The sequence below is a fragment of the Streptosporangium sp. NBC_01639 genome (assembly GCF_045209755.1).
Classification (GTDB): domain Bacteria; phylum Actinomycetota; class Actinomycetes; order Streptosporangiales; family Streptosporangiaceae; genus Streptosporangium.
Window position 1 is genome coordinate 4,480,875 of the sequence record NZ_CP109272.1, and the last position, 18,820, is coordinate 4,499,694.

At 70.5% G+C, this 18,820-nt stretch carries 20 protein-coding genes; 9 read left to right on the forward strand and 11 right to left on the reverse strand.

The window, feature by feature from the left end; genetic code table 11:
• The first annotated feature begins 1 nt into the window (after position 1).
• Positions 2-511 (forward strand): bacterial proteasome activator family protein, encoded by a 510-nt coding sequence (locus tag OHA77_RS20400; protein WP_326826714.1) that lies wholly within the window; start codon positions 2-4, stop codon positions 509-511.
• Here the strand turns inward: OHA77_RS20400 and OHA77_RS20405 are convergent.
• The gene (locus OHA77_RS20405) at positions 502-1,299 is read right to left on the reverse strand and encodes an HAD family hydrolase (protein ID WP_406319693.1); all 798 of its coding nucleotides are present in this window, start codon (positions 1,297-1,299) and stop codon (positions 502-504) included. The genes OHA77_RS20400 and OHA77_RS20405 overlap by 10 nt on opposite strands.
• Positions 1,300-1,536: 237 nt before the next feature.
• Between OHA77_RS20405 and OHA77_RS20410 the strand changes: the two genes are divergently transcribed.
• Positions 1,537-1,740, forward strand: coding sequence for a cold-shock protein (locus OHA77_RS20410; RefSeq protein ID WP_012886943.1), 204 nt, complete (start codon positions 1,537-1,539; stop codon positions 1,738-1,740).
• Positions 1,741-1,846: 106 nt separating this feature from the next.
• Here OHA77_RS20410 and OHA77_RS20415 read toward each other — a convergent pair whose 3' ends face one another.
• Positions 1,847-2,989 carry an FAD-dependent oxidoreductase gene (locus OHA77_RS20415; RefSeq protein ID WP_406319694.1) on the reverse strand — a complete coding sequence of 381 codons (1,143 nt, stop codon included), beginning with the start codon at positions 2,987-2,989 and terminating at the stop codon, positions 1,847-1,849.
• A 107-nt stretch (positions 2,990-3,096) separates the two neighbouring features.
• Between OHA77_RS20415 and OHA77_RS20420 the strand changes: the two genes are divergently transcribed.
• On the forward strand, positions 3,097-3,642 hold the full coding sequence (locus OHA77_RS20420) for a TetR family transcriptional regulator (RefSeq protein ID WP_326826711.1): 546 nt from the start codon (positions 3,097-3,099) through the stop codon (positions 3,640-3,642).
• A 180-nt stretch (positions 3,643-3,822) separates the two neighbouring features.
• On the opposite strand, the gene serS is transcribed toward OHA77_RS20420, so the two are convergent.
• The 3 genes from serS to OHA77_RS20435 all read right to left on the reverse strand — a co-directional run bounded on the left by serS (position 3,823) and on the right by OHA77_RS20435 (position 7,669).
• Positions 3,823-5,085, reverse strand: coding sequence for a serine--tRNA ligase (gene serS, locus OHA77_RS20425; RefSeq protein ID WP_406319696.1), 1,263 nt, complete (start codon positions 5,083-5,085; stop codon positions 3,823-3,825).
• Positions 5,086-5,360: 275 nt separating this feature from the next.
• On the reverse strand, positions 5,361-6,281 hold the full coding sequence (pheA, locus tag OHA77_RS20430; protein WP_406319698.1) for a prephenate dehydratase: 921 nt from the start codon (positions 6,279-6,281) through the stop codon (positions 5,361-5,363).
• Positions 6,282-6,301: 20 nt separating this feature from the next.
• On the reverse strand, positions 6,302-7,669 hold the full coding sequence (locus OHA77_RS20435; RefSeq protein WP_406319699.1) for a glycosyltransferase 87 family protein: 1,368 nt from the start codon (positions 7,667-7,669) through the stop codon (positions 6,302-6,304).
• A 66-nt stretch (positions 7,670-7,735) separates the two neighbouring features.
• Between OHA77_RS20435 and OHA77_RS20440 the strand changes: the two genes are divergently transcribed.
• Positions 7,736-9,943 (forward strand): hypothetical protein, encoded by a 2,208-nt coding sequence (locus OHA77_RS20440; RefSeq protein ID WP_406319701.1) that lies wholly within the window; start codon positions 7,736-7,738, stop codon positions 9,941-9,943.
• Here the strand turns inward: OHA77_RS20440 and mptB are convergent.
• The 3 genes from mptB to OHA77_RS20455 form a co-directional block, all read right to left on the reverse strand.
• The gene (gene mptB / locus OHA77_RS20445) at positions 9,825-11,285 is read right to left on the reverse strand and encodes a polyprenol phosphomannose-dependent alpha 1,6 mannosyltransferase MptB (RefSeq protein WP_406319703.1); all 1,461 of its coding nucleotides are present in this window, start codon (positions 11,283-11,285) and stop codon (positions 9,825-9,827) included. The genes OHA77_RS20440 and mptB overlap by 119 nt on opposite strands.
• A 126-nt stretch (positions 11,286-11,411) precedes the next feature.
• The gene (locus OHA77_RS20450) at positions 11,412-12,092 is read right to left on the reverse strand and encodes a glycosyltransferase (protein ID WP_326826705.1); all 681 of its coding nucleotides are present in this window, start codon (positions 12,090-12,092) and stop codon (positions 11,412-11,414) included.
• A complete protein-coding gene (locus OHA77_RS20455; RefSeq protein ID WP_326826704.1) occupies positions 12,089-12,442 on the reverse strand; it encodes an STAS domain-containing protein in 354 nt (117 codons plus the stop codon). The genes OHA77_RS20450 and OHA77_RS20455 overlap by 4 nt, the downstream gene beginning before the upstream one ends.
• 221 nt (positions 12,443-12,663) lie before the next feature.
• Between OHA77_RS20455 and OHA77_RS20460 the strand changes: the two genes are divergently transcribed.
• Positions 12,664-13,185, forward strand: a complete 522-nt coding sequence (locus OHA77_RS20460) for a hypothetical protein (RefSeq protein WP_406319704.1) — start codon at positions 12,664-12,666, stop codon at positions 13,183-13,185.
• A 43-nt stretch (positions 13,186-13,228) separates the two neighbouring features.
• Here the strand turns inward: OHA77_RS20460 and OHA77_RS20465 are convergent, their stop codons facing one another.
• The gene (locus tag OHA77_RS20465) at positions 13,229-13,924 is read right to left on the reverse strand and encodes a response regulator transcription factor (RefSeq protein WP_406319706.1); all 696 of its coding nucleotides are present in this window, start codon (positions 13,922-13,924) and stop codon (positions 13,229-13,231) included.
• Between the two features lie 167 nt (positions 13,925-14,091).
• Between OHA77_RS20465 and OHA77_RS20470 the strand changes: the two genes are divergently transcribed.
• From OHA77_RS20470 to OHA77_RS20480, 3 genes are all read left to right on the forward strand, one after another.
• Entirely contained in the window at positions 14,092-14,259 is a 168-nt protein-coding gene (locus OHA77_RS20470; protein WP_326826701.1) for a hypothetical protein, read from the forward strand.
• Entirely contained in the window at positions 14,256-14,522 is a 267-nt protein-coding gene (locus OHA77_RS20475; RefSeq protein ID WP_326826700.1) for a DUF6412 domain-containing protein, read from the forward strand. The genes OHA77_RS20470 and OHA77_RS20475 overlap by 4 nt, the downstream gene beginning before the upstream one ends.
• A gap of 79 nt (positions 14,523-14,601) precedes the next feature.
• On the forward strand, positions 14,602-15,291 hold the full coding sequence (locus OHA77_RS20480) for a YidC/Oxa1 family membrane protein insertase (protein ID WP_406319707.1): 690 nt from the start codon (positions 14,602-14,604) through the stop codon (positions 15,289-15,291).
• A 52-nt stretch (positions 15,292-15,343) separates the two neighbouring features.
• On the opposite strand, the gene OHA77_RS20485 is transcribed toward OHA77_RS20480, so the two are convergent.
• Together OHA77_RS20485 and OHA77_RS20490 are read right to left on the reverse strand one after the other, a co-directional pair.
• A complete protein-coding gene (locus OHA77_RS20485) occupies positions 15,344-15,799 on the reverse strand; it encodes an ATP-binding protein (RefSeq protein ID WP_326826698.1) in 456 nt (151 codons plus the stop codon).
• A gap of 157 nt (positions 15,800-15,956) precedes the next feature.
• Complete coding sequence (locus OHA77_RS20490) at positions 15,957-17,879, reverse strand: PAS domain S-box protein (RefSeq protein WP_406319708.1); 1,923 nt, start codon at positions 17,877-17,879, stop codon at positions 15,957-15,959.
• A gap of 74 nt (positions 17,880-17,953) precedes the next feature.
• On the opposite strand from OHA77_RS20490, the gene OHA77_RS20495 reads away from it, so the two are divergent.
• Positions 17,954-18,538, forward strand: a complete 585-nt coding sequence (locus OHA77_RS20495; RefSeq protein ID WP_406319710.1) for a methylated-DNA--[protein]-cysteine S-methyltransferase — start codon at positions 17,954-17,956, stop codon at positions 18,536-18,538.
• Positions 18,539-18,820: the final 282 nt, after the last annotated feature.

Below are 18,820 nucleotides of genomic sequence, written 5' to 3' on the forward strand. Positions count from 1 at the left end.
TATGAACGCTGAGGAGAGCACTCCGCACATCGTGGTCATGGGCCCTCAGGGCGTCCAGGCCGAGGAGGACGGCGAGGGACGGTCGATCACCGAGCTGGTCGAGCAGCCCGCCAAGGTGATGCGGATCGGCAGCATGATCCGCCAGCTCCTTGAAGAGGTCCGCGCGGCCCCGCTGGACGAGGCCAGTCGCAAGCGGCTCAAGGAGATCCACCAGAGCTCCATCAAGGAGCTCGAAGACGGTCTGGCGCCCGAGCTGGTGGAAGAGCTGGAGCGCCTGTCGCTTCCGTTCACCGAGAACGACAACGGCACCCCGCCGAGCGACGCCGAGCTCCGGGTCGCGCACGCGCAGCTGGTCGGCTGGCTCGAAGGCCTGTTCCACGGGATACAGACCACCCTCTTCGCCCAGCAGATGGCGGCCCGTGCCCAGTTGGAGAACATGCGGAAGGCACTGCCCAGCGGCATCTCCCTCCCGCAGGACGGCCAGCAGGGCAGCTCGGGCCCCTACCTGTAGAGGCCCTCAAGCACTCTGGCAACCCCGTCGTCGTTGTTGGTCGCGGTCACATGGTCGACCGCGGCCAGCACCGTGGCGTGGGCATTGGCGACGGCATAGGAGGTGCCCGCCCACTGCAGCATCGGCAGATCGTTGGGCATGTCTCCGAACGCGATCGCCTCAGTGGCCTTGATCTCCTGTTTTCCGGCGAGCACGGCCAGCGTGGAGGCCTTCGTCACGCCGTGGGCGCTCATCTCGATCAGCGCGCGGCCGCTGGAGTGAGTGGGGGTGACGAGGTCGCCGACCAGCTCACAGACCTCCTCCTGGAGGATGTCTGGGTCCATTCGGGGATGAAGGGCCAGAAGCTTGGCACACGGCCGCGAGGTGAGAGCAGCTTCCCCGACTCGGGATCCGGCGCCTCCTTTACCATCCCAACGGCCGAGACGAAAGTCTGATTCGTGAGCGAATCCACCCTCGTATTCGGCTGAGAACGCCAGCTCGGGAACCTTTTCCCGAAGACGCGTCACAACCTCTTCGAGCACCTCTGGGGCAATGAGGTGTGATTTGACGATCCGCTCGGTGTGCAGGTCGTAGACAAGGGCACCGTTGGCGCATATGGCCAGCCCTCTATGGCGCACCGCCGCCGCGACCGGGTGCATCCATCGGGGTGGGCGGCCGGTCACGAAGACCAGCATGGCCCCGGCGCTCTCCACAAGGGCGAAAGCGGCCGCGGTGCGGGGCGAGACGGTGCCGTCCGAACGCAGAGCGGTGCCGTCGAGGTCGGTGGCGACGAGCCGGGGGCTTCCCATAACAGGATCCAGTCTGCACCGTGATCCGGGGAGAGCGAGCCGTGGGATCCGTCTCCGAGGAATCTTCCTCATGGCGGGAACACGAGTCCGCCGGATAGTGTTAGATGTGATGGCGTTGTATTAGCTGAATCCCGTTGTGAAAACCAGTTTGACTGAACCACCCCGGGGCTTGCTGTACGACACATGGGGTTCACGAGGTGTGAATCCCAAAGTTTCAAATCCTGAGGGAGAGCTTTAATGGCTCAGGGAACCGTCAAGTGGTTCAACGCTGAAAAGGGCTTCGGCTTCATCGCACCGGATGGCGGTGCACCGGATGTGTTCGTGCACTTCTCCGAAATCCAGGGCAACGGCTACCGTAGTCTCGAAGACGGCCAGCGGGTCGAGTTCGAGATCACGCAGGGCCAGAAGGGCCCGCAGGCCTCGCAGGTCCGCGCCGTCTGACGCATAGACCTCTGGTAGCGAGGGAGGCGGGGTCCGCTTGACGCGGACCCCGCCTTCTGCGTTTCCCGGGCAGGCCCGGTCATCCGCAGACCGCCCGCGACCCTGCTCACCGGTAGACCAGACCCGAGAGCCGCATGGCCAGGCCGTCGCGGAAGCCGGGGTTGCGCGCCAGGATCCGCAGGGCCAGGTTCCTGATCGGGCGCAGGCGCCTGTTCACGGTGGCCAGCCGGGTGAGCCGACCGGCGAGGGAGATGACCCGTTCGGCGACCGGGCGACGGGTCGTGGCGTAGACGTCCAGAGCGGCTTGATCGCCCTTCAGAGCGGCCAGGAGAGCCTCGCCCAGGGCGGTGGCGTCCTGGATGCCGGTGTTCATTCCCTGGCCTCCTGCGGGGCTGTGGACGTGCGCGGCGTCGCCCGCCAGCACCACCCGTCCGGCGCGGTAGGCGTCGGCCACCCGATGGTGGACCCGGAACCGCGATCCCCAGACGACTTCGCGCACCACGGCCCGGTTCCTCTGTGACCCCCGGCCGTCCAGCAGCGCCTGCACGAAGGCCGCGTCGGGCTCGGCCGGCGCCTCGTCGACGGTGGCCACGATCCGGTGCGTGCCGTCGGGCAGCGGGGCGACGACGACCAGCCCGGCGGGCGAGAAGAAGAGGATGACCTCGTCATCGGGTACGCCGCCGGTGAGCCGCACGTCGGCCAGGCTGAAAGACTCGGCGTACTGCCCCCCGGTGAAGGCGATGGCCGCCTGCTCGCGGACCGTGCTGTGCATGCCGTCCGCACCGACCAGGTATTTCGCCCTGACCGTGCCGCCCTCGGCGAAGACCGCGCTCACACCCTCGCCGTCCTGGGTGAGGCTCTCCAGGGTGTACGGCCTGGCGACCCGGCCGCCCAGCTCGACGAGGCGCTCCAGCAGGATCCGCTCCGTCACCGCCTGGGAGATCATCAGCGTGTAGGGGTAGCGCGTCGGCAGCCGGTCGAACCGGACGGGAACGAGGGTCCGGTCACGGTCCTTGATCGTGAACTGGGGGGCGTGGATCCCCTGGCCGGCCAGCCGTTCGGAGACTCCGAGCGGCTCCAGGACTTCGAGCGTCCTGGCGTGGACCACGGCGGCCCGCGAGGTGTTGTCACCGGCCGCCTGGTTGTCGGCGACGGTCACGTCGAATCCCTGACCGGCGAGGGAGAGCGCGACGGTGAGCCCGGTCGGGCCTGCGCCGATGACGAGAACGTCCGTGGTGGCGGGGAGCATCTCGACCTCCGTGAGGTGATGTCAACACTTGTTGGTCAACGACTGTTGGCATAACTGTGCGCCTCCGCGCTGGCAATGTCAACAGTTGTTGGCCTACAGTTGTTGGCATGAGGAGATCTTCCGAGGAGACCAAGGCCGTGATCCTGGCCGCGGCACGTGAACGTTTCGCCGCCGACGGGTACCAGCGGGCCACCATCCGCGCCATCGCCTCGGACGCGGGCATCGACCCGGCCATGGTCATGCGCTACTTCGGCAACAAGGAGGGGTTGTTCGCCGCCGCGGCCGACATCGATCTGAGGTTTCCCGACCTGACGGCGGTCCCGCCCGAGACCGTCGGTCCGGCGCTCATCGCCCACTTCCTCGATCGCTGGGAAGACGACGAGGGCATGGTGATCCTGCTGCGCACCGGCGTCACCGACGAGGCCGTCGCCGAGCGCGTACGCGGCATCTTCGCCCGGCAGCTCGGCCCGCTGGCCGCCCGGCTCTGCGACGACCCCGCCCAGGCCCCCGCCCGCGCGGGACTCGTCGCCACCCAGGTCCTCGGCATGGCCCTGTGCCGCTACGTGCTCCGCCTGCCGCCCGTCGTCGCCATGTCCAGGCAGGAGATCGTGGACTGGCTTGGGCCCACCCTCCAGCGCTACCTCGCGGAGTGACCGCCCCCTACCGCTTCCGCTGCGAGGAGGGCTTCACGGCCTCCGTGAACACGGCCTTGCGAGTACGGCCTGCGTGACGGCCTGCGCCAGTACGGCCTCGTAAATACGGCCTGTGTGAGTACGGCCTCCGTGCATGCCGAAGGCCCCGCCGGAGGTGCGGCGGGGCCTCCTTACGGACGGCTACTTGACCGGTTCGAGGACGTCGAGGCCCACGTAGGGGCGCAGGGCCTTGGGGATCACCACGGAGCCGTCGGCCTGCTGGTGGTTCTCCAGGATCGCGACGATCCAGCGGGTGGTGGCCAGGGTGCCGTTCAGCGTGGCCGCCTGCTGGGGCTTGCCCCCGGAGTCGCGGTAGCGGACGCCGAGGCGGCGGGCCTGGAAGTCGGTGCAGTTGGAGGTCGAGGTGAGCTCACGGTAGCGGCCCTGGGTGGGGATCCACGCCTCGCAGTCGAACTTCCGCGCCGCGCTCGCGCCGAGGTCGCCCGCCGCGGTGTCGATGACCCGGTAGGGCACCTCGATCTTGGCGAGCATCTCCTTCTCCCAGGCGAGCAGGCGCCGGTGCTCCTCGTGCGCGTCCTCAGGACGGCAGTAGGAGAACATCTCGATCTTGTCGAACTGGTGGACGCGGATGATGCCTCGGGTGTCCTTGCCGTACGAGCCGGCCTCGCGGCGGAAGCACGTCGACCATCCGGCGTAGCGGTACGGCAGCGAGCCGCCGTCGAGGATCTCGTCGGCGTGGTAGGCGGCCATGGGCGCCTCGCTGGTGCCCACCAGGAAGAGGTCGTCCTCGGGCAGGTGGTAGACCTCGCTGGCGTGGGCGCCGAGGAAACCGGTGCCCCGCATCGTCTCCGGCTTGACCAGCACCGGCGGGATCATCGGGACGAAGCCCGCCTCGATCGCCTGCTGCATGGCCATGTTGAGCAGCCCGAGCTGGAGTCGCGCGCCGACACCCCGGAGGAAGAAGAACCGCGAGCCGGAGACCTTCGCGCCGCGCTCCATGTCGATCGCACCGAGCAGCTCGCCGAGCTCCAGGTGGTCCTTGGGCTCGAAGTCGAAGGACCGCTTCTCGCCGACCTCCTCCAGCACCACGTAGTCGTCCTCGCCGCCCGCCGGCACGCCCTCCTCCACGAGGTTGGGCACCGTGTAGAGCAGGTCGTCGAGCTCCTTGGCCAGCTTCTCGGCCTCGGCCTCGGCTGACTTGACCTGCGCCGAGAGGTCCTTGGCCCGGTCGAGGAGGGCCGTCTTCTCCTCCCCGGAGGCACGGGACACCGACTTGCCGATGCTCTTCTGCTCGGCTCGCAGCGTCTCGAAGCGGCTCAGCGCACCGCGCCGCCGCTCATCGAGGTCGAGCAGCGTTTCGACGACGGAGTCGTCCTCGCCGCGGGCACGCTGCGACGCCCGTAGCCGGTCGGGATCCTCACGAAGGGTACGCAGGTCAATCACAGATCAAGGCTACCGATGCGAAGCTTGGGCTCGCACACGTATTAGGCCTTGGCCGGATCATCCGTCCGAATACCTCCGTGGGAGCCGGGATCGAACCGCGAGAAAGATGCCGGCACCGGCGGGGATCCGTGCCGGCCGCGCGCGGGATCAGGCCCGGCCGACGCCGCCCCCCGGACACGGCCCCCGACGGATCGGAGACCACCCGAGATCAGACCCGGCCGTGCGGACTCCCGGCAGCCGGACACGGCCCCCAACGGGCCGGAGACCACCCGAGATCAGACCCGGCCGGTGCGGATCCTGGCCAGCCAGCCGGCGGCCTCGGCGAAGTCGCCGTCGGCCGTACCGCGCTTGATCTGCGGCGACGTGCCGTCGGCACGGGGGTAGCTGCCGAGGAAACGCACGTCGGCGCAGATCCGGTGGAGTCCGGAGATCGCCTCGCCGACCCTGGCGTCGGCCACGTGCCCCTCCAGGTCGAAGTGGAAGAAGTAGCGGCCGATGCCGTCGCCGGTGGGCCGCGACTCGATGCGGGTCAGGTTGACCCCGCGCACGGCGAACTCGGTGAGCATCTCCAGCAGCGCGCCCGGGTGGTCGTCGGCGAGGAAGGCGACCAGGGAGGTGCAGTCGGAGCCGGTGGGCTCGGGCAGCGGGCCGGGACGGGACACGCGGATGAACCGTGTCACGGTGTCGGAGCGGTCGCCGACATTGGCGGCGAGCTCGACCAGGCCGTAGTTGTCCCCCGCGATGCGCGCGGCGATGGCCGCGTCGTACGGCGAGCCGGGGAGGGCGACCTCCTGGGCCGCCGCCGCGGTCGACGGGGCCGCGACCACCACGGCGTCGGGCAGCTCGCGGGCGGTGAAGTTGCGGCACTGGGTGATGGCGGCCGGGTGGGTGAAGACCCGCTTGATGTCGCCCAGGCGGGTGCCCGGCCGCACCAGGAGCGAGAACTCCACGGGGAGCAGCAGCTCCGCGGTGACCGACAGCGGCTCGCCCCAGGCGAGCTCGTCCAGGGTCGTGGTGATGGCACCTTCGAGCGAGTTCTCCAGCGGGACGACGGCGCCGTCGGCCTCGCCGCGCCGCGCCGCGTCCAGCGCCGCGCTGATGCTCGCGCTCGGCAGACGCTCGGCCTCGGGTGCCAGAATCCGCAGGGCTTCCTCGGTGAAAGTGCCCTTCGGTCCCAGGTAGGCGAGTTTCGGCATGACACCAGGGTATCCGGCGTCTATCCGAAAGTAGGCTTGGAACCGCATTTCCGGAAGGCCTCGCGGCGCCGCGGCAGCCATGACGCGAGCAGCCAGACCAGGACCAGCGCGCCCAGGCCGAACCCGTTCTGGACGATCTTTCCCAGCACCGGGCTGATCACCGGTATCTCCGCCGCCTTGATCGACACCCCCCACCAGGGGACCGGCACCACGTAGAAGAGCCAGACCCCGGCGGCCACCCGGACCCGCACCGGATCACGCCCGTCGCCGGCCAGCGCGCCGAGCACCACCACCACCCAGGCCAGGTGGTGGATCCAGGCCACCGGCGAAAGCAGCACGGCCATCAGGCCGGCCAGTGCGACCCCGGTCACCGCGTGCCCGTCGAGCAGCGCCCGGCGTGCGTGGCGGAAGCCGTACCAGGCGATCGCCGCGACCAGTGCCAGCCAGAGCAGGCTGGTCAGCGCGTCGGGCAGGTAGAGCCGGATGAGCATGCCGCGCACCGACTGGTTGGTGGTCGCCGCGTTGGCGCCGAGCCGTTCGGGGTCGAGCAGCGCGTGGAACCAGAAGTCGGCGGCGTCGGCCGGGATGACCAGGAAGGGCAGCAGGGTGAGCAGCGCCGCGGTGAACACCGCCATGAAGAAGGCCCGGCGCTGTTCGGGCCGCGCTCCCGGGCCGAAGCCGGTGATGAGCAGGTAGATCAGGAAGACGCCGGGGGTGAGCTTGACCGCGGTGGCCAGGCCGATCAGCATGCCGCGCGGCCAGGCGGGGCGGCGGGTCACGCAGTCGGCCAGGCAGAGCGCGACGAGCAGGATGTCCACCTGGCCGAAACGGACCTGGTCCCTGATCGGCATCAGGTAGGTGCAGGCGACCATCAGGAGTGCGAAGGCCATCGGCAGACCGATGCCGCCCGGTCTACCCGGCAGGCTCGGGTCCGCCGGCCCCCGGCCCGGCACCGCACGGCCCCGCACGACCCGGTCCCAGCCTGGCACCGCGCGGCCCAGCACATCCCGGTACGGCACCGCGGAGCCCAGCAGGGCGCGGAAGCCGTGTCCGACGGTGACCGCCAGCGTCACGAAGACGAGGGCCGTCCACACCCACTGCGCGGCGGGCCAGGACATCATCGCCAGCGGCGTGGCCAGCAGCGCCGCGATCGGCGGGTAGGTGAACGGCAGGAGCTGCGGGGCGGGCGTCACGAAGTCGTAGACCGGTCGCCCTTCGAGGACCGCCTGGCCACCGGTACGGTACACGTCCAGGTCGACCAGGCGCTGGTCGTCGACGTTGCCCAGCCACTGGAGCACCAGCGGGGCCACCGCCACCGCGATGAGCAGCAGTGCGAGCGGCCACATCCAGGGGGGCCGCTCGGTCGTGGTCGCCTTGCCAGTCGTCACGACCAGGCAGGTTACCGTGGGCCTGGGGGAAACGACCGCCAACAGGTACGGATACGGGGGAACCGGATGGGCTCGGCAGGCGAGGACAGGCGACGGCGCGCCGGACGGCCGGGCACCCACCGCCGCGCGGCCGGGGTGCTCCTGGCCGTCGTGCTCCTGGTCCTCTGCGCAGCCGGTACGGCCGGCGCCTCGGCCCGGTCCCTCCCGGCGAGGGTCGTGGTGGTCGGGGTGCCGGGACTGCTGTGGAGCGACCTGGACCAGGCGCGGACGCCGAACCTGTGGACGCTGGTGGATCAGGGCGGGGCCGCGTCGATGTCCACCCGGACGGCGAGCCCGGGCATCGCCTGCCGGACCGCGGGCTGGCTGACCGTTTCGGCGGGACAGCGGGCGGCCGCTCCCGGGACGGGCTGCACGCCGCCGGCGACGCCGGTTCCGGCACCGGACGGCGGGGCGAGCGTGCCCGGCTGGTCCGGACTGATGAGGTTCAACGCCGTCGAGACCTCCTTCAATCCGGCGCTGGGGCTGCTCGGGCAGCTCGTGAAGGACGCCGGGGGGAAGGTCGCCGCGGTGGGACCGGGAGCCGCCCTCGGCGCCGCAGATAGATCCGGAAAAATCGGGAAATACGCGGCGACCATCGACGAACTGGGCGACCTGGCACCGTACCGGCTGATCATGGCGGAGGCCGACGGCCTCACCCGGGCCGGGGCGGGCGGCGATCCGGCCTCGATGACCGAGCAGGCCAGACAGGCGGCCGTCGCCGAGGCCGACCACCAGGTGGGCGCGGTCCTCGACCGGCTCCCGCCGGAGAGCACGGTGCTGCTCGGCGGCCTGTCCGACGTCTCGGCCGACGCCCGCCTGCACGTGGCGATCGCCCGGGGGCCGTCCCCCGGCGGCGAGCCGTACCCGCACGGCCGTCTGACCACCACCTCCACCCGCCAGGACGGCCTGGTCACCAACACCGACCTGACCTCCACCGCGATCGCCCTGCTCGGCCTGCAGGCCCCGGACGGCGTCGTGGGCCACGCCTGGCAGAGCGCCGGAGCGGACGAGGCTTCGACGTCCGACCTGGTGCGGGACCTGGCGGGCGAGGATCTGGCCAGTCACGTGATGAGCAAGGTGCGGGGGCCGTTCTTCGCGGGCTTCGTGGCCGTCCAGATCCTGTTCTACCTGCTGGCGGCGGTCGCGATCCGGCGCGGCTGGGGCGGCTCCCGGGCGCTGACGGCCACCCGGGTCGTCGCGGCGGTCGGCGGTGCGATCGCGGTGGCGACCTTCCTGGCCCAGCTCGTGCCCTGGTGGAGCCTGCCCGCCCCGATGGCCGGGGTGATCCTCACCATCACCGGCATCGCCTGCGTGATCGCCGCCCTCGCCTTCGCCGGGCCGTGGCGGACGCACGTGCTCGGCCCGCTCACCGTGGTCGCCGGGATCACCTCGGTGGCCCTCCTGCTCGACGTGATGACCGGCTCCCGGCTCCAGGTGAACGCGGTCACCGGCTACGAGCCCGTCACCGGCGGCCGTTTCTACGGTTTCGCCAACATCGCCTTCGCCGTCTACTCCGCCGGGACGATCCTGGCCCTGGCCGGGATCGCCCAGTGGCTGATCTCCCGGGGACGCCGCACACTCGCGCTGGCGTGCTGCGGCGCCTACGGCCTGTTCGCGGTGTTCGCCGACGGCTGGCCGGCCTGGGGCGCCGACTTCGGCGGAGTCCCGGCGTTCCTGGTCGGGGTGGCGGTCTTCCTCATCCTGCTGTCCGGCAACCGGGTCTCACCGGTCAGGCTCGGTGTGATCGGCCTGGCCGGTGTCCTGCTCATCGGGGCGATCGCGGTGGCCGACTGGCTCAAGCCGCCCGACCGCCGCACCCACCTGGGCGCCTTCGTCCAGCAGGTGCTGAACGGCGAGGCCTGGACCGTGATCGGCCGCAAGCTCGGCGCGATGATCGGGGTCACCGTCGGGAACTGGTCGCTGACCCTGCTCTCGCTGGTCGCGCTGGCGTTCCTCTTCCTGGTGCTGGACCGCCCCTCCCGATGGGGCGCCTCCGCACTGGGCCGGGCCTACCTGCTCGCGCCCGCGCTGCGTGCCGGTCTGATCGGCGCGCTGACCTGCGCGCTGATCGGGTTCCTGATGAACGACTCGGGCATCGCGATCCCGGCGATGGCCCTCACGGTCGCGGTGCCGCTGACACTGACCGCCTGCGTGCGCGCGCTCCAGCTCTCGCCGCCCACCACAGCAGGGCGATCGTCAGCGCCAGCAGGGACCACGGCACCACCCGCTCCCTGACGACGGTCTTCAGCCAGAGCAGGTCCGCCGGCCGCAGAGCCTCCCTGGCCGGGAGGTAGCCCAGGGAGAGAATCGTCACCCTGGCCACCATGAACCCCTCCAGCGCCGGCCAGGAGGCCATGGCCAGCAGCGCGAAGGCCAGTCCGTCGTACCAGGGCAGCGCGTACGGCGCGGCGAACAGCCAGGCGGCCACCAGCACCGCGGCGACCGCCGGAGCCGAGTCCCGAGGCGCCGCGCGCAGCATCAGCCAGGCCAGGACGGCCAGCAGGAGCAGGGAGCCGAGCTGGATCCAGGTCGCGTAGGCGCCGGGCCCGAACACCGTCTGAAGCCCGATCTTGACGAGCTGCCACGGCGTGCCGAGCGAGACCTTCTTGCTGGCCGCGCCGACCTGGTCGAGGACGTGCGGCCCGGCGACGCCGTAGAGCACCAGCACGGTGGCCGTCGCGGTGCCCGCCACGACGGCGAGTCTGCCGGGCGACCGGCGCAGCTCCCATGCCGGGCCGAGCGCGACCAGGCCGGCGTTGAGCTTGACCCCGATCCCCACGCCGAGCAGCAGGCCGGAGCCCGCACCTCGGGCCATGAGCGCCGCGACCATGCAGGCGACGGCCAGGGTGTCCACGTGCATCCCGGCGGCCAGGTGATAGATCATCAGCGGGTTGACCGTCCACAGCAGCGCCGCCCGCCGCTGCAGGCCGGCGTCGCCCCGGGTGAACCGGTGCAGCAGCAGCGCGGTCCCGGCGAACGCGGCCGCGTTGAACGCCGCCATCGCGAAGACCGTCAGCCTGACCGAGTCACCGCCGACGAGACTCGCCAGCGCGTGTACGGCGGTCGCCACCGGACCGTAGACGCTCGTGACGCCGGCCCACTCCTCCACCGCGCCGGTGACCGGATCGCCGGGCAGTTCGGCGGGCGTGACGGCATAGGGGTTCTGGCCGAGGGTGACCAGACGGCCGTAGGCGGCGTAGTTCAGGTGGTCGGCCGAGCCCGACGGCGGCAGGAAGGCCAGCAGCGCCGCCACCGCGCAACCGGCGGCGAGCAGCCACCGCGGATCCGGTCCCCACCGGGCCCGGAGGGCCGCGGCGAGCCCGAGCCCGCCCAGCACGATCGCCACCGCGGCCATGGCGATCACCAGATGACCGTCGGGGCGTGCCTCCAGTGAGTATGGAGGCTGCCAGGACGGGCCTGGAAGGCCGGGCACCATGGCCGAGGGGCCCAGCAGTCCGATCATGACCGTCAGCACGGCCGACAGCCCGATGGCCGCGAACGCGACGACGTCGAGCCCCCGCGGCGGACCGGACGCGGGAACCCGCCCCTCATCGACAACCGACGGAACCCGAGTCACCCGCAAATTCCAGCACATCCGGAGCAGTGCCCGGCGCGCGGCACCGTACGGACCTGTCCGGCGACGGGAGCATCGACCGTCTCAGCCCCGCCCCCGGGCAGGGCGGCAGGGCCGTACCGGCGAGGACTACCTGCGGGCCAGCAGGGCCCGGGCGACGTCGCGGAACTGCCGGGCCCGGTGGAGCTGAGCCTTCCAGTCGGTGCCGGTGGCCCGGTGACTCATCTCCACCTCGACCTCCCGCACCCGGAACCCCCTGCGGAGCAGGTCGATGGTGAGTGCGGTCTCCACACCGAAGCCGTGCGCCAGGGGCCGGGCGGCCTCGAACGCGACCCTGGTCAGGCAGCGCTGGCCGTTGAGCGGCTGGGTGGGCGTCCATCCGGTGGCACGGGCGATGCCCTCGCGTGCGAGCTTCACCACGAACCCGTGCCCTCCCAGTTTCACGCGGGTGGCGAACACGGCGATGGTCATGTCCGCCTCCCCCGCCATGACCGGCTTGACCAGGGGCGCGGCCCTGTGCGCGCTCTCCCCCAGGTCGGCGTCGAGAAACAGCAGGTGCCGAGGCTCCTCCCCGTCGAGCAGGCGTACGGCCTCCGCACCGCTCTCCATGGCGGCGGCCTTGCCCCGGTTACGACTGTGCCGTACGACACTGGCTCCGGCGGCCTTGGCCACCCGGCCCGTCTGGTCCGTCGATCCGTCGTCCACGACCACGACGAGGTCGACGTCGGAGAGCGCCAGGGCCGCGGTCACGGTGGCGCCGATCCGGTCGGCCTCGTCCTTGGCCGGGATGATCGCTGCTGTTCCGGTCATCCTTTGGGGTCGGCCGTCAGCAGCTTCCCAGGCATGGCCTCGTGCACGGTGAACACCGAGTCGAGGCCGGTGACCTGGAGAATCTTACGGACAGCGGGCCGCGGTGCCACCAATTCCAGGGTGCCGCCGCGTTCTTTCAGCCGCTTGAGCGCCGAGAGCAGGACGTTCATGCCGGTGGAGTCGCAGAACTCCACCTTGGACATGTCGATGACCACGTAAGTGGCCGGAGTCTCCAGGAGCAGCCGAGTGAACTCGGACTGCAGACCAGGCGCGGTATATAGGTCGATTTCGCCGACAATGGTCATGACGGTGTGCCCGGCATGAGATCGAGTTGAGACTTTTAGCTCCACAGCGGGCACACTAGCGGCGCGGAGGCCGCGGGTCACGTTCTCTCGGCCAACCCGAGTCGTCAGCCCTTTGTCCCCCGTTTCGGCCTCACGGAAACCCGGAGTGCGCGAAGCTTGACACTGTGCAACACCGGCTTGGCCGGAAAGGGGGGAGACCCGGAATCTCCCGACCGCCGCTGCGCTATGTCCGCAGCGGCCGTTGATTAGAAACGGGCTCGAACACATTGAACACCGACCTTCCTGAGGATCCCCAACGGCAGCTGCTCCGGGAGCACCTGGAGTCCATAATCACCCGCACCGAGAAGGCCACCTCCTGGCACGATGCGGCCAACTCCCTGCGCGATCTGGTGAACCCCGGCGGATACGTACCGATCAGGACCCGCCTGGCCAGTGCGGATCTCGACTTCCTCGAAGGGGCGCGCGAGGAGCTGATCGACTTCGCCGAGCTGGGGATCAGGCTCCTGGACCTGCACCAGCCCCGCGACGCGGGTGGTATCACCAGCGACGCCGCGCACCCGATCCTGCGCTGCCGGAGCTGCATGTGGCGGTGGCCGTGCCCGACCTTCCGGGCCATGGCCGAGTCCTTCGGCAGCCCCAGGACTCCGACCTCGTGCCAGCACGTCGAGCCCGACGAGGGTGAGATCGGCGAGGACGTCCGGGTGACCCTCGTCCTTCCCGCCCGTCCGGAGGGCGGGGCCTCGGTCCTGGCGACTCCCCACATGGTCGTGCGAGACACGCCCCTCTGACCCGAGACCCGCCATGATCGCGACGATCGGCAGGAGCTCGGGATCATGGCAGCGTCAGGAGTTCGTAACGGTAGCCGACCCCCCATACCGTGACGATGCGCCGAGGCAGGGTGGGATCCTGCTCGATCTTCTCCCGGAGGCGGCGGACGTGGACGGTCACCGTCGAGGAGTCGCCGAAGGACCAGCCCCAGACCTGATGGAGCAGCGTGGCACGGCTGAAGGCCTGGCCGGGGTTGCGCATGAGATGGGCCAGGAGGTCGAACTCGCGGGCGGTCAGTGTGATCTCGCCGTCGCCGAGCCGTACCTCGTGGGCGCCGACGTCGACCACCAGGGCGCCGTCCCGCAGCATCCCGGTCCCGGCCGGTACGGACGTGCCGCGTGCCCGGCGCAGCACGGACTGGACGCGCAGAGCCAGCTCGCGGGGGCTGAACGGCTTGGCGAGGTAGTCGTCGGCACCGGTCTCCAGCCCGACGACCCGGTCGATCTCCTCCCCCAGCGCGGTCAGCATGATCACCGGTACCGGCCGGCGCTCCCTGAGCTTCCTGCAGACCTGGAGTCCGTCCATCTCCGGCAGCATGAGGTCGAGCACCAGCAGGTCCGGCGGGTCGGCCAGCGCGCGGCTGAGCGCCTCGGCGCCGTCTCCGACGCACTCGACCCGGTGGCCGTCGCGTTCCAGGTAGCGGGCCACGACCTCGGCCACCGCCGGATCGTCGTCGACCACCAGGATCCGCGTGCTCATCAGATCTCCTTGAGCGTGGATACCCCCGCCTTAGGGAGGGAGGATGTCAAGGTCCCCACGGTAGGCCAGCGGGCAGCCGGTCCTCAGGCCGCGTCACCATTCCGTGAGCACTGGATCGTTATCGTCCCGGCTCGCGCCGGGACGATCTCCGGACGTACGGTGTGCTCATGAGTCGTACCGTCATGGCAGTCCTGGGCGTCGTCCTCGCGCTCTACGTCGTGTTCGGGCTCGTGCTGCCCGCGCTGTTCGGGCTGGTGAAGTTCCTGGTCGTGCTGGCTCTGGTGGCCTTCGTGGTCGTCGCCGTGGTCACGATCGTGGGCAAGTTCGCCAAGTGAACGTGCTGCTCGCCCTGCAGACGCTGTCCGTCTGGCTGTTCGAGGGCGGCGGGCTGCTGACGGCGACCGCCGTGGTCGGGCTGGGCGTGCTCCTGCTCGCCTGGGCGCTGCGCCGGCCGCCCCTCCTCGCGGAGACGGGGGAACGGTCACCGCTGTCGCGGCGGGACCGGGCCAGACGGACCATGTTCGTCCGGCAGCGCGACCCCGACGCGGCCGGGCGGCCACGGCCGAGAGCACCCTCATCGGGCCCGGCGCCCGCGTAGAGCCACACCTGAGTGCACCCGGGAGGTCCGGGGCGCGGGCGTCTTCTGTGCTGATTCCATTCCAGCCGGAAGGGCTCCCATGTTCGATTCCATCATCGAGTTCACCGCCGGACTCATCACCGCACTGGCCCAGCCGCTGGGCTCGACCGCCCTGGCGATCGTCCTGTTCACCCTCGGCGTCCGGCTCCTGCTGCTCCCGCTCAGCGTCATGCAGGCCAGGGGCGAGCGGGTCAGGGCCCGCCTGGCACCGCGGATCAAGGAGCTGAGAGCGCGGTACGACCGCGATCCCGGGCGGCTCCAGCGTGAGCTGACCGCGCTCTACGCCGAGGAGAAGACCTCGCCGCTGGCCGGCTGCCTGCCGGGCTTCGCCCAGGTGCCGGTCCTCATGGTGATGTACCGGGTCTTCGCCTCTTCGGTGATCGCCGGGCAGGCCAACGCGCTTCTCACCCACGGGCTGTTCGGAGTGCCGCTGGGACAGCAGTTCGCCGGCACGGTGGCCGGCTTCGGGCTGCTCAGCGGACCCACCCTGGTATTCGCCGGACTCTTCCTGCTGCTGCTCGCCGTGGCCCTGGTCACATCGCGGCGAGTGCGCCGCACCATGGGCGAGGAGGTCCAGCCGGAGATGCTCCGCAGGCTCATGCCCCTGCTGCCGTTCGGGACACTGCTGGCCGCGGCCGTGCTCCCGCTCGCCGCCGGGATCTATCTGCTGGTCAGCACGGCGTGGACGGCCGGTGAGAAGGCGGTGCTGCACCGGGCGGCACCCGCCTGAGTCCAGCTGGGTCCGTGTCCCGCTTCACGCCGGTGTGAAGCGGGACACGGACCTATCCGCACTCCCGCAGAGCAGGCTCCTGAAGGGAGATCTGACCGTTACCGTTACTCACAGTGCTGACAGTGGTGACCACAGCCCAGACCGTGGTCATCTCGTCGTCATGCCTGACCCCCCACCTGGCGGCCAGATACTCGACGATACCGAGGCCCCTGCCCCCCAGCGAGGAGAGCGTGGGGCGTCCGGCGCGCGGCTCCGTGGCGGCCCCTCCGTCACTCACCGCAACCTCGACGTGTTCGTTGGTCCAGCGCCACGCCACCTTGATCTGACCGGACGGTAAAGGATGGGCATGCCGGAGCGCGTTGCTCAGCAGCTCACTCACCACAAGGACCGCATCATCGATCGCGGCCTCGTAGACCCCCCATTCCTGCAGGTCAGAGCAGAGGCGTTGGCGTGCGACAGCGACGCTGGACGGCGCGTACGGTAGCAACACGACGTTCGACGCACTCACCTCCCCGTATCCCTGTTCCCCCTGAGGAATGCACCCCCAGTACGACCGAAATGCCCCGTTAGATGGTCTTAGAAACCGAGCGTCAATTACAGCTTGTGCACATTCGACAATAGATCAGCTCATCTGTTACCAGCTCGTTACCGCACCGGCGTGTCACTTAGGTAAGGGCGCCCGGCGTGTCGGCAATGCGCAGGGCCAGTCGCATGCGGGTGCCGCCGCCGGGACGGGGATGCGCCGACACCTCGGCCCCCTGGGCATGGGCCAGGCTGCGCACGATGTAGAGGCCGAGGCCGACTCCGCCGAACCGGCGGCGGTCGCCGCTGTCCCCTTGGACGAACCGCCCGAAGACGTTCTCCCTGCTCGCCAGGGGGATGCCCACTCCCTCGTCGTCCACGACCACCACCACCCGGTCGCCGGCCACCCACGCCTCGACCCTGATGAGCCCGCCGTCCGGCGAATACTTGAAGGCGTTCTCCAGGAGCTGACCAAGCATGATGTCGGTGGCGAACGCGTCACCGGAGACCAGGGGCAGGCCTTCGGGAATGTCCACCTCGACCCGGTGCAGCTCCGACAGGACCGGCAGGCCCAGCGTGGCGGCCTGGAGCAGCTCGGCGAGGTCGAACCCCTCGATTCTGATCACGAGCTCGCCCGCTCCGGCACGGGAGCCCAGCAGCAGGTGGTCCATGAGCTGGCCGAGAGAGGACGCCCGCTCGGCGATGGTGTGCACGGCGGCGCGGCGCTCGATGTCGGTCATGCTGTCCCAGCGCGAGTCGAGCGTGCCGGCGAAACCGCGGACCACCGTGATCGGGGTGCGCAGCTCGTGGCTGGTGGTGGCGAGAAACAGATCCTTGGCCTCCTCCAGCTCCTTGGCCCGGGTGATGTCGCGGAAGTCGATCACGATCTCACCCGTCTCCACGATCTCCGCGCAGAGCACGTCCAGCCACACGCCGGAAGGCAGCTGAAGAGTGAGCTTGTCACCCGGTTCGGGCAGCTGGAACGGCGGAGGACCGCCGATCACCTCGGCCGCGTGGAAACCCGTCAGGTCGGCGGCGGCCGGGTTCCACTGGATGACCCGGCCCAGGCTGTCGAGGACCGCGATGCCGTCGGCGCTGGCGTCGAACACCGCCCGCTCGTGGGCGCGCTGCCGTACGGCCTCCTGGTAGGCCATCGCGTTACCGACGGCGATCCCGGCGTGCCCGGCGAGCAGTTCGAGCAGCTCCAGCTCCACGTGGCCCGCCTTGTGCTTGGCGAACAGAGCGTACAGCGCCCCGTACGGCCGGCCGGCCACCGCCGCCACGCCGAGCGCGATGGTGTGCAGGCCGGGGAGCTGCGACCAGATCAGCTCGTCCAGCCGGGCCTGCTCCCCCGTCTCCAACATCACCGTCCGGCCGGTCCTCAGCAGCTTGCCGACCAGGCTCGTGCGCAGGTCGGCGGTGGAGTCGCGCAGGGAGTCGGGGAGGCGGTGGCTGGCCACGAGGCGGAGCCGATCCCCTTCGATGAGCACGAACCCGCCCGCGTCCGCCCCGGTCAGCTCGGTGAGACTGGCCGCGATCCGGTCGAGCACCGCGGGCAGCTCGCGTTCGGCGTTGATGTCGGCGACCACGTCGGTGAGCCTGCGGACCAGCTGTGCCCGGTGGAGGGCCCGGTCGTGGGCGGTCTCGTCGTCCTGGGCCGGGTGGTAGACGCTGACGTAGCCGAGCAGGACCCCCGCCTCGGATCGCAGGGTGCCGGTGTCCACCCGTACGTCGATCAGGCTGCCGTCCTGCCGGAACCGCTTGGTCCGCAGGGAGACCTGGCCACCGGTGCGGACCCGCTCCAGGACCGCGTTGTGCTCGGCCATGAGCTCTTCGGGGACCACCGGGGCGCGGCGGCCGAGCATCTCCGCGGCGGACCAGCCGAACAGGCGCTCGGCGGCGGGGTTCCATGTCAGGACCGTCTGATCCCGGTCCAGGGCGATGATCGCGTTGGGTGCGCCGGCGACGACCGCACGGCCGATGTCATCGTCACTGGCAACCCTGTTGTCACCCACACACCCATAGTGCCGTGTTAACCGGCCTGATCTTGGCACTTTCGTCCGCATGTGCTGCCACCCGTCGGAGTGATCCGTCCGATACGCTGCGGTCACCACACACCTGGATACGAAAGGGTGGGGCCGTGTCATCCGGTGACATCGACGCATTGCTACGGGTGACCTCGCCCGACTACATAGGGAAAACCCATCCCGACATCGCGTTCGGCACGCTGGACGGCCCGGTGGGGCGCCTCATCCTGGCGGTGACGAACCGGGGCGTGGTGGCGTGCAGCTACGAGGACGAGAACGTCGTCTTCGAGCGCGTCAGCAGGGAGATCGGTTCCTTCATCGGACCGGATGCCCGGCGGCTCGACCCGGTCCGCCGGGAGCTGGACGCCTACTTCTCCGGCAGGCTGCGCGCCTTCACCACCACGGCCGACCTGCGGCTGGCGACCTCGTTCGCCAGGACGGTGCTGCAGATGATGATGGCGGTGCCGTACGGAACGACGACCACCTACCGGGAGATCGCCGAACGGATCGGCAGGCCGAGGGCGCTGCGCGCGGTCGGCAACGCGCTGGGGAGCAACCCGGTCTGCGTGATCGTGCCCTGTCATCGGGTGGTCGAGAGCGACGTCGTCCTCGGCGGTTACGCGGGGGGTGCGACCGCCAAGGAGCGCCTGCTCCGGGTCGAACGGGCCAACAGGACCCACCCGCCCACCGGCCCGTAGGCCGCGTCAGCGGAGCCTCGCCGGTGAGGGGGCGTCCGGCGGCGACCCGAGCGGGACCGGGCTCACCGGGACCTCTCCGGGCACCACCACCGGGTGCCGCCGGCGATCCCCCGGTGCCGGTCGCCGGTGCCCCTCGGCGCCCCTGCCGGGTGCCGCTTTCCGGCGGCACCCGGTGCCGCCTGCCGGGCCGTCTTCGGGTTACGGCACACCGTGCGGCCTACCGGGCCGTCTCCGGGTACGGCACACCGACCGTCTTCGCGGTATAGCGCACCGGCCGTCTTC

Excerpts from the sequence above, each read along its gene's own strand:
- OHA77_RS20410 (WP_012886943.1), top strand. The coding sequence starts at position 1,537 with ATGGCTCAGGGAACCGTCAAGTGGTTCAACGCTGAAAAGGGCTTCGGC.
- OHA77_RS20490 (WP_406319708.1), bottom strand. The coding sequence starts at position 17,879 with ATGCGGACGAAAGTGCCAAGATCAGGCCGGTTAACACGGCACTATGGG.
- pheA (WP_406319698.1), bottom strand. The coding sequence starts at position 6,281 with ATGCCGAAACTCGCCTACCTGGGACCGAAGGGCACTTTCACCGAGGAA.
- OHA77_RS20420 (WP_326826711.1), top strand. The coding sequence starts at position 3,097 with ATGAGGAGATCTTCCGAGGAGACCAAGGCCGTGATCCTGGCCGCGGCA.
- OHA77_RS20470 (WP_326826701.1), top strand. The coding sequence starts at position 14,092 with ATGAGTCGTACCGTCATGGCAGTCCTGGGCGTCGTCCTCGCGCTCTAC.
- OHA77_RS20440 (WP_406319701.1), top strand. The coding sequence starts at position 7,736 with ATGGGCTCGGCAGGCGAGGACAGGCGACGGCGCGCCGGACGGCCGGGC.
- OHA77_RS20450 (WP_326826705.1), bottom strand. The coding sequence starts at position 12,092 with ATGACCGGAACAGCAGCGATCATCCCGGCCAAGGACGAGGCCGACCGG.
- OHA77_RS20415 (WP_406319694.1), bottom strand. The coding sequence starts at position 2,989 with ATGCTCCCCGCCACCACGGACGTTCTCGTCATCGGCGCAGGCCCGACC.
- OHA77_RS20465 (WP_406319706.1), bottom strand. The coding sequence starts at position 13,924 with ATGAGCACGCGGATCCTGGTGGTCGACGACGATCCGGCGGTGGCCGAG.
- OHA77_RS20405 (WP_406319693.1), bottom strand. The coding sequence starts at position 1,299 with ATGGGAAGCCCCCGGCTCGTCGCCACCGACCTCGACGGCACCGCTCTG.
- OHA77_RS20480 (WP_406319707.1), top strand. The coding sequence starts at position 14,602 with ATGTTCGATTCCATCATCGAGTTCACCGCCGGACTCATCACCGCACTG.
- OHA77_RS20400 (WP_326826714.1), top strand. The coding sequence starts at position 2 with ATGAACGCTGAGGAGAGCACTCCGCACATCGTGGTCATGGGCCCTCAG.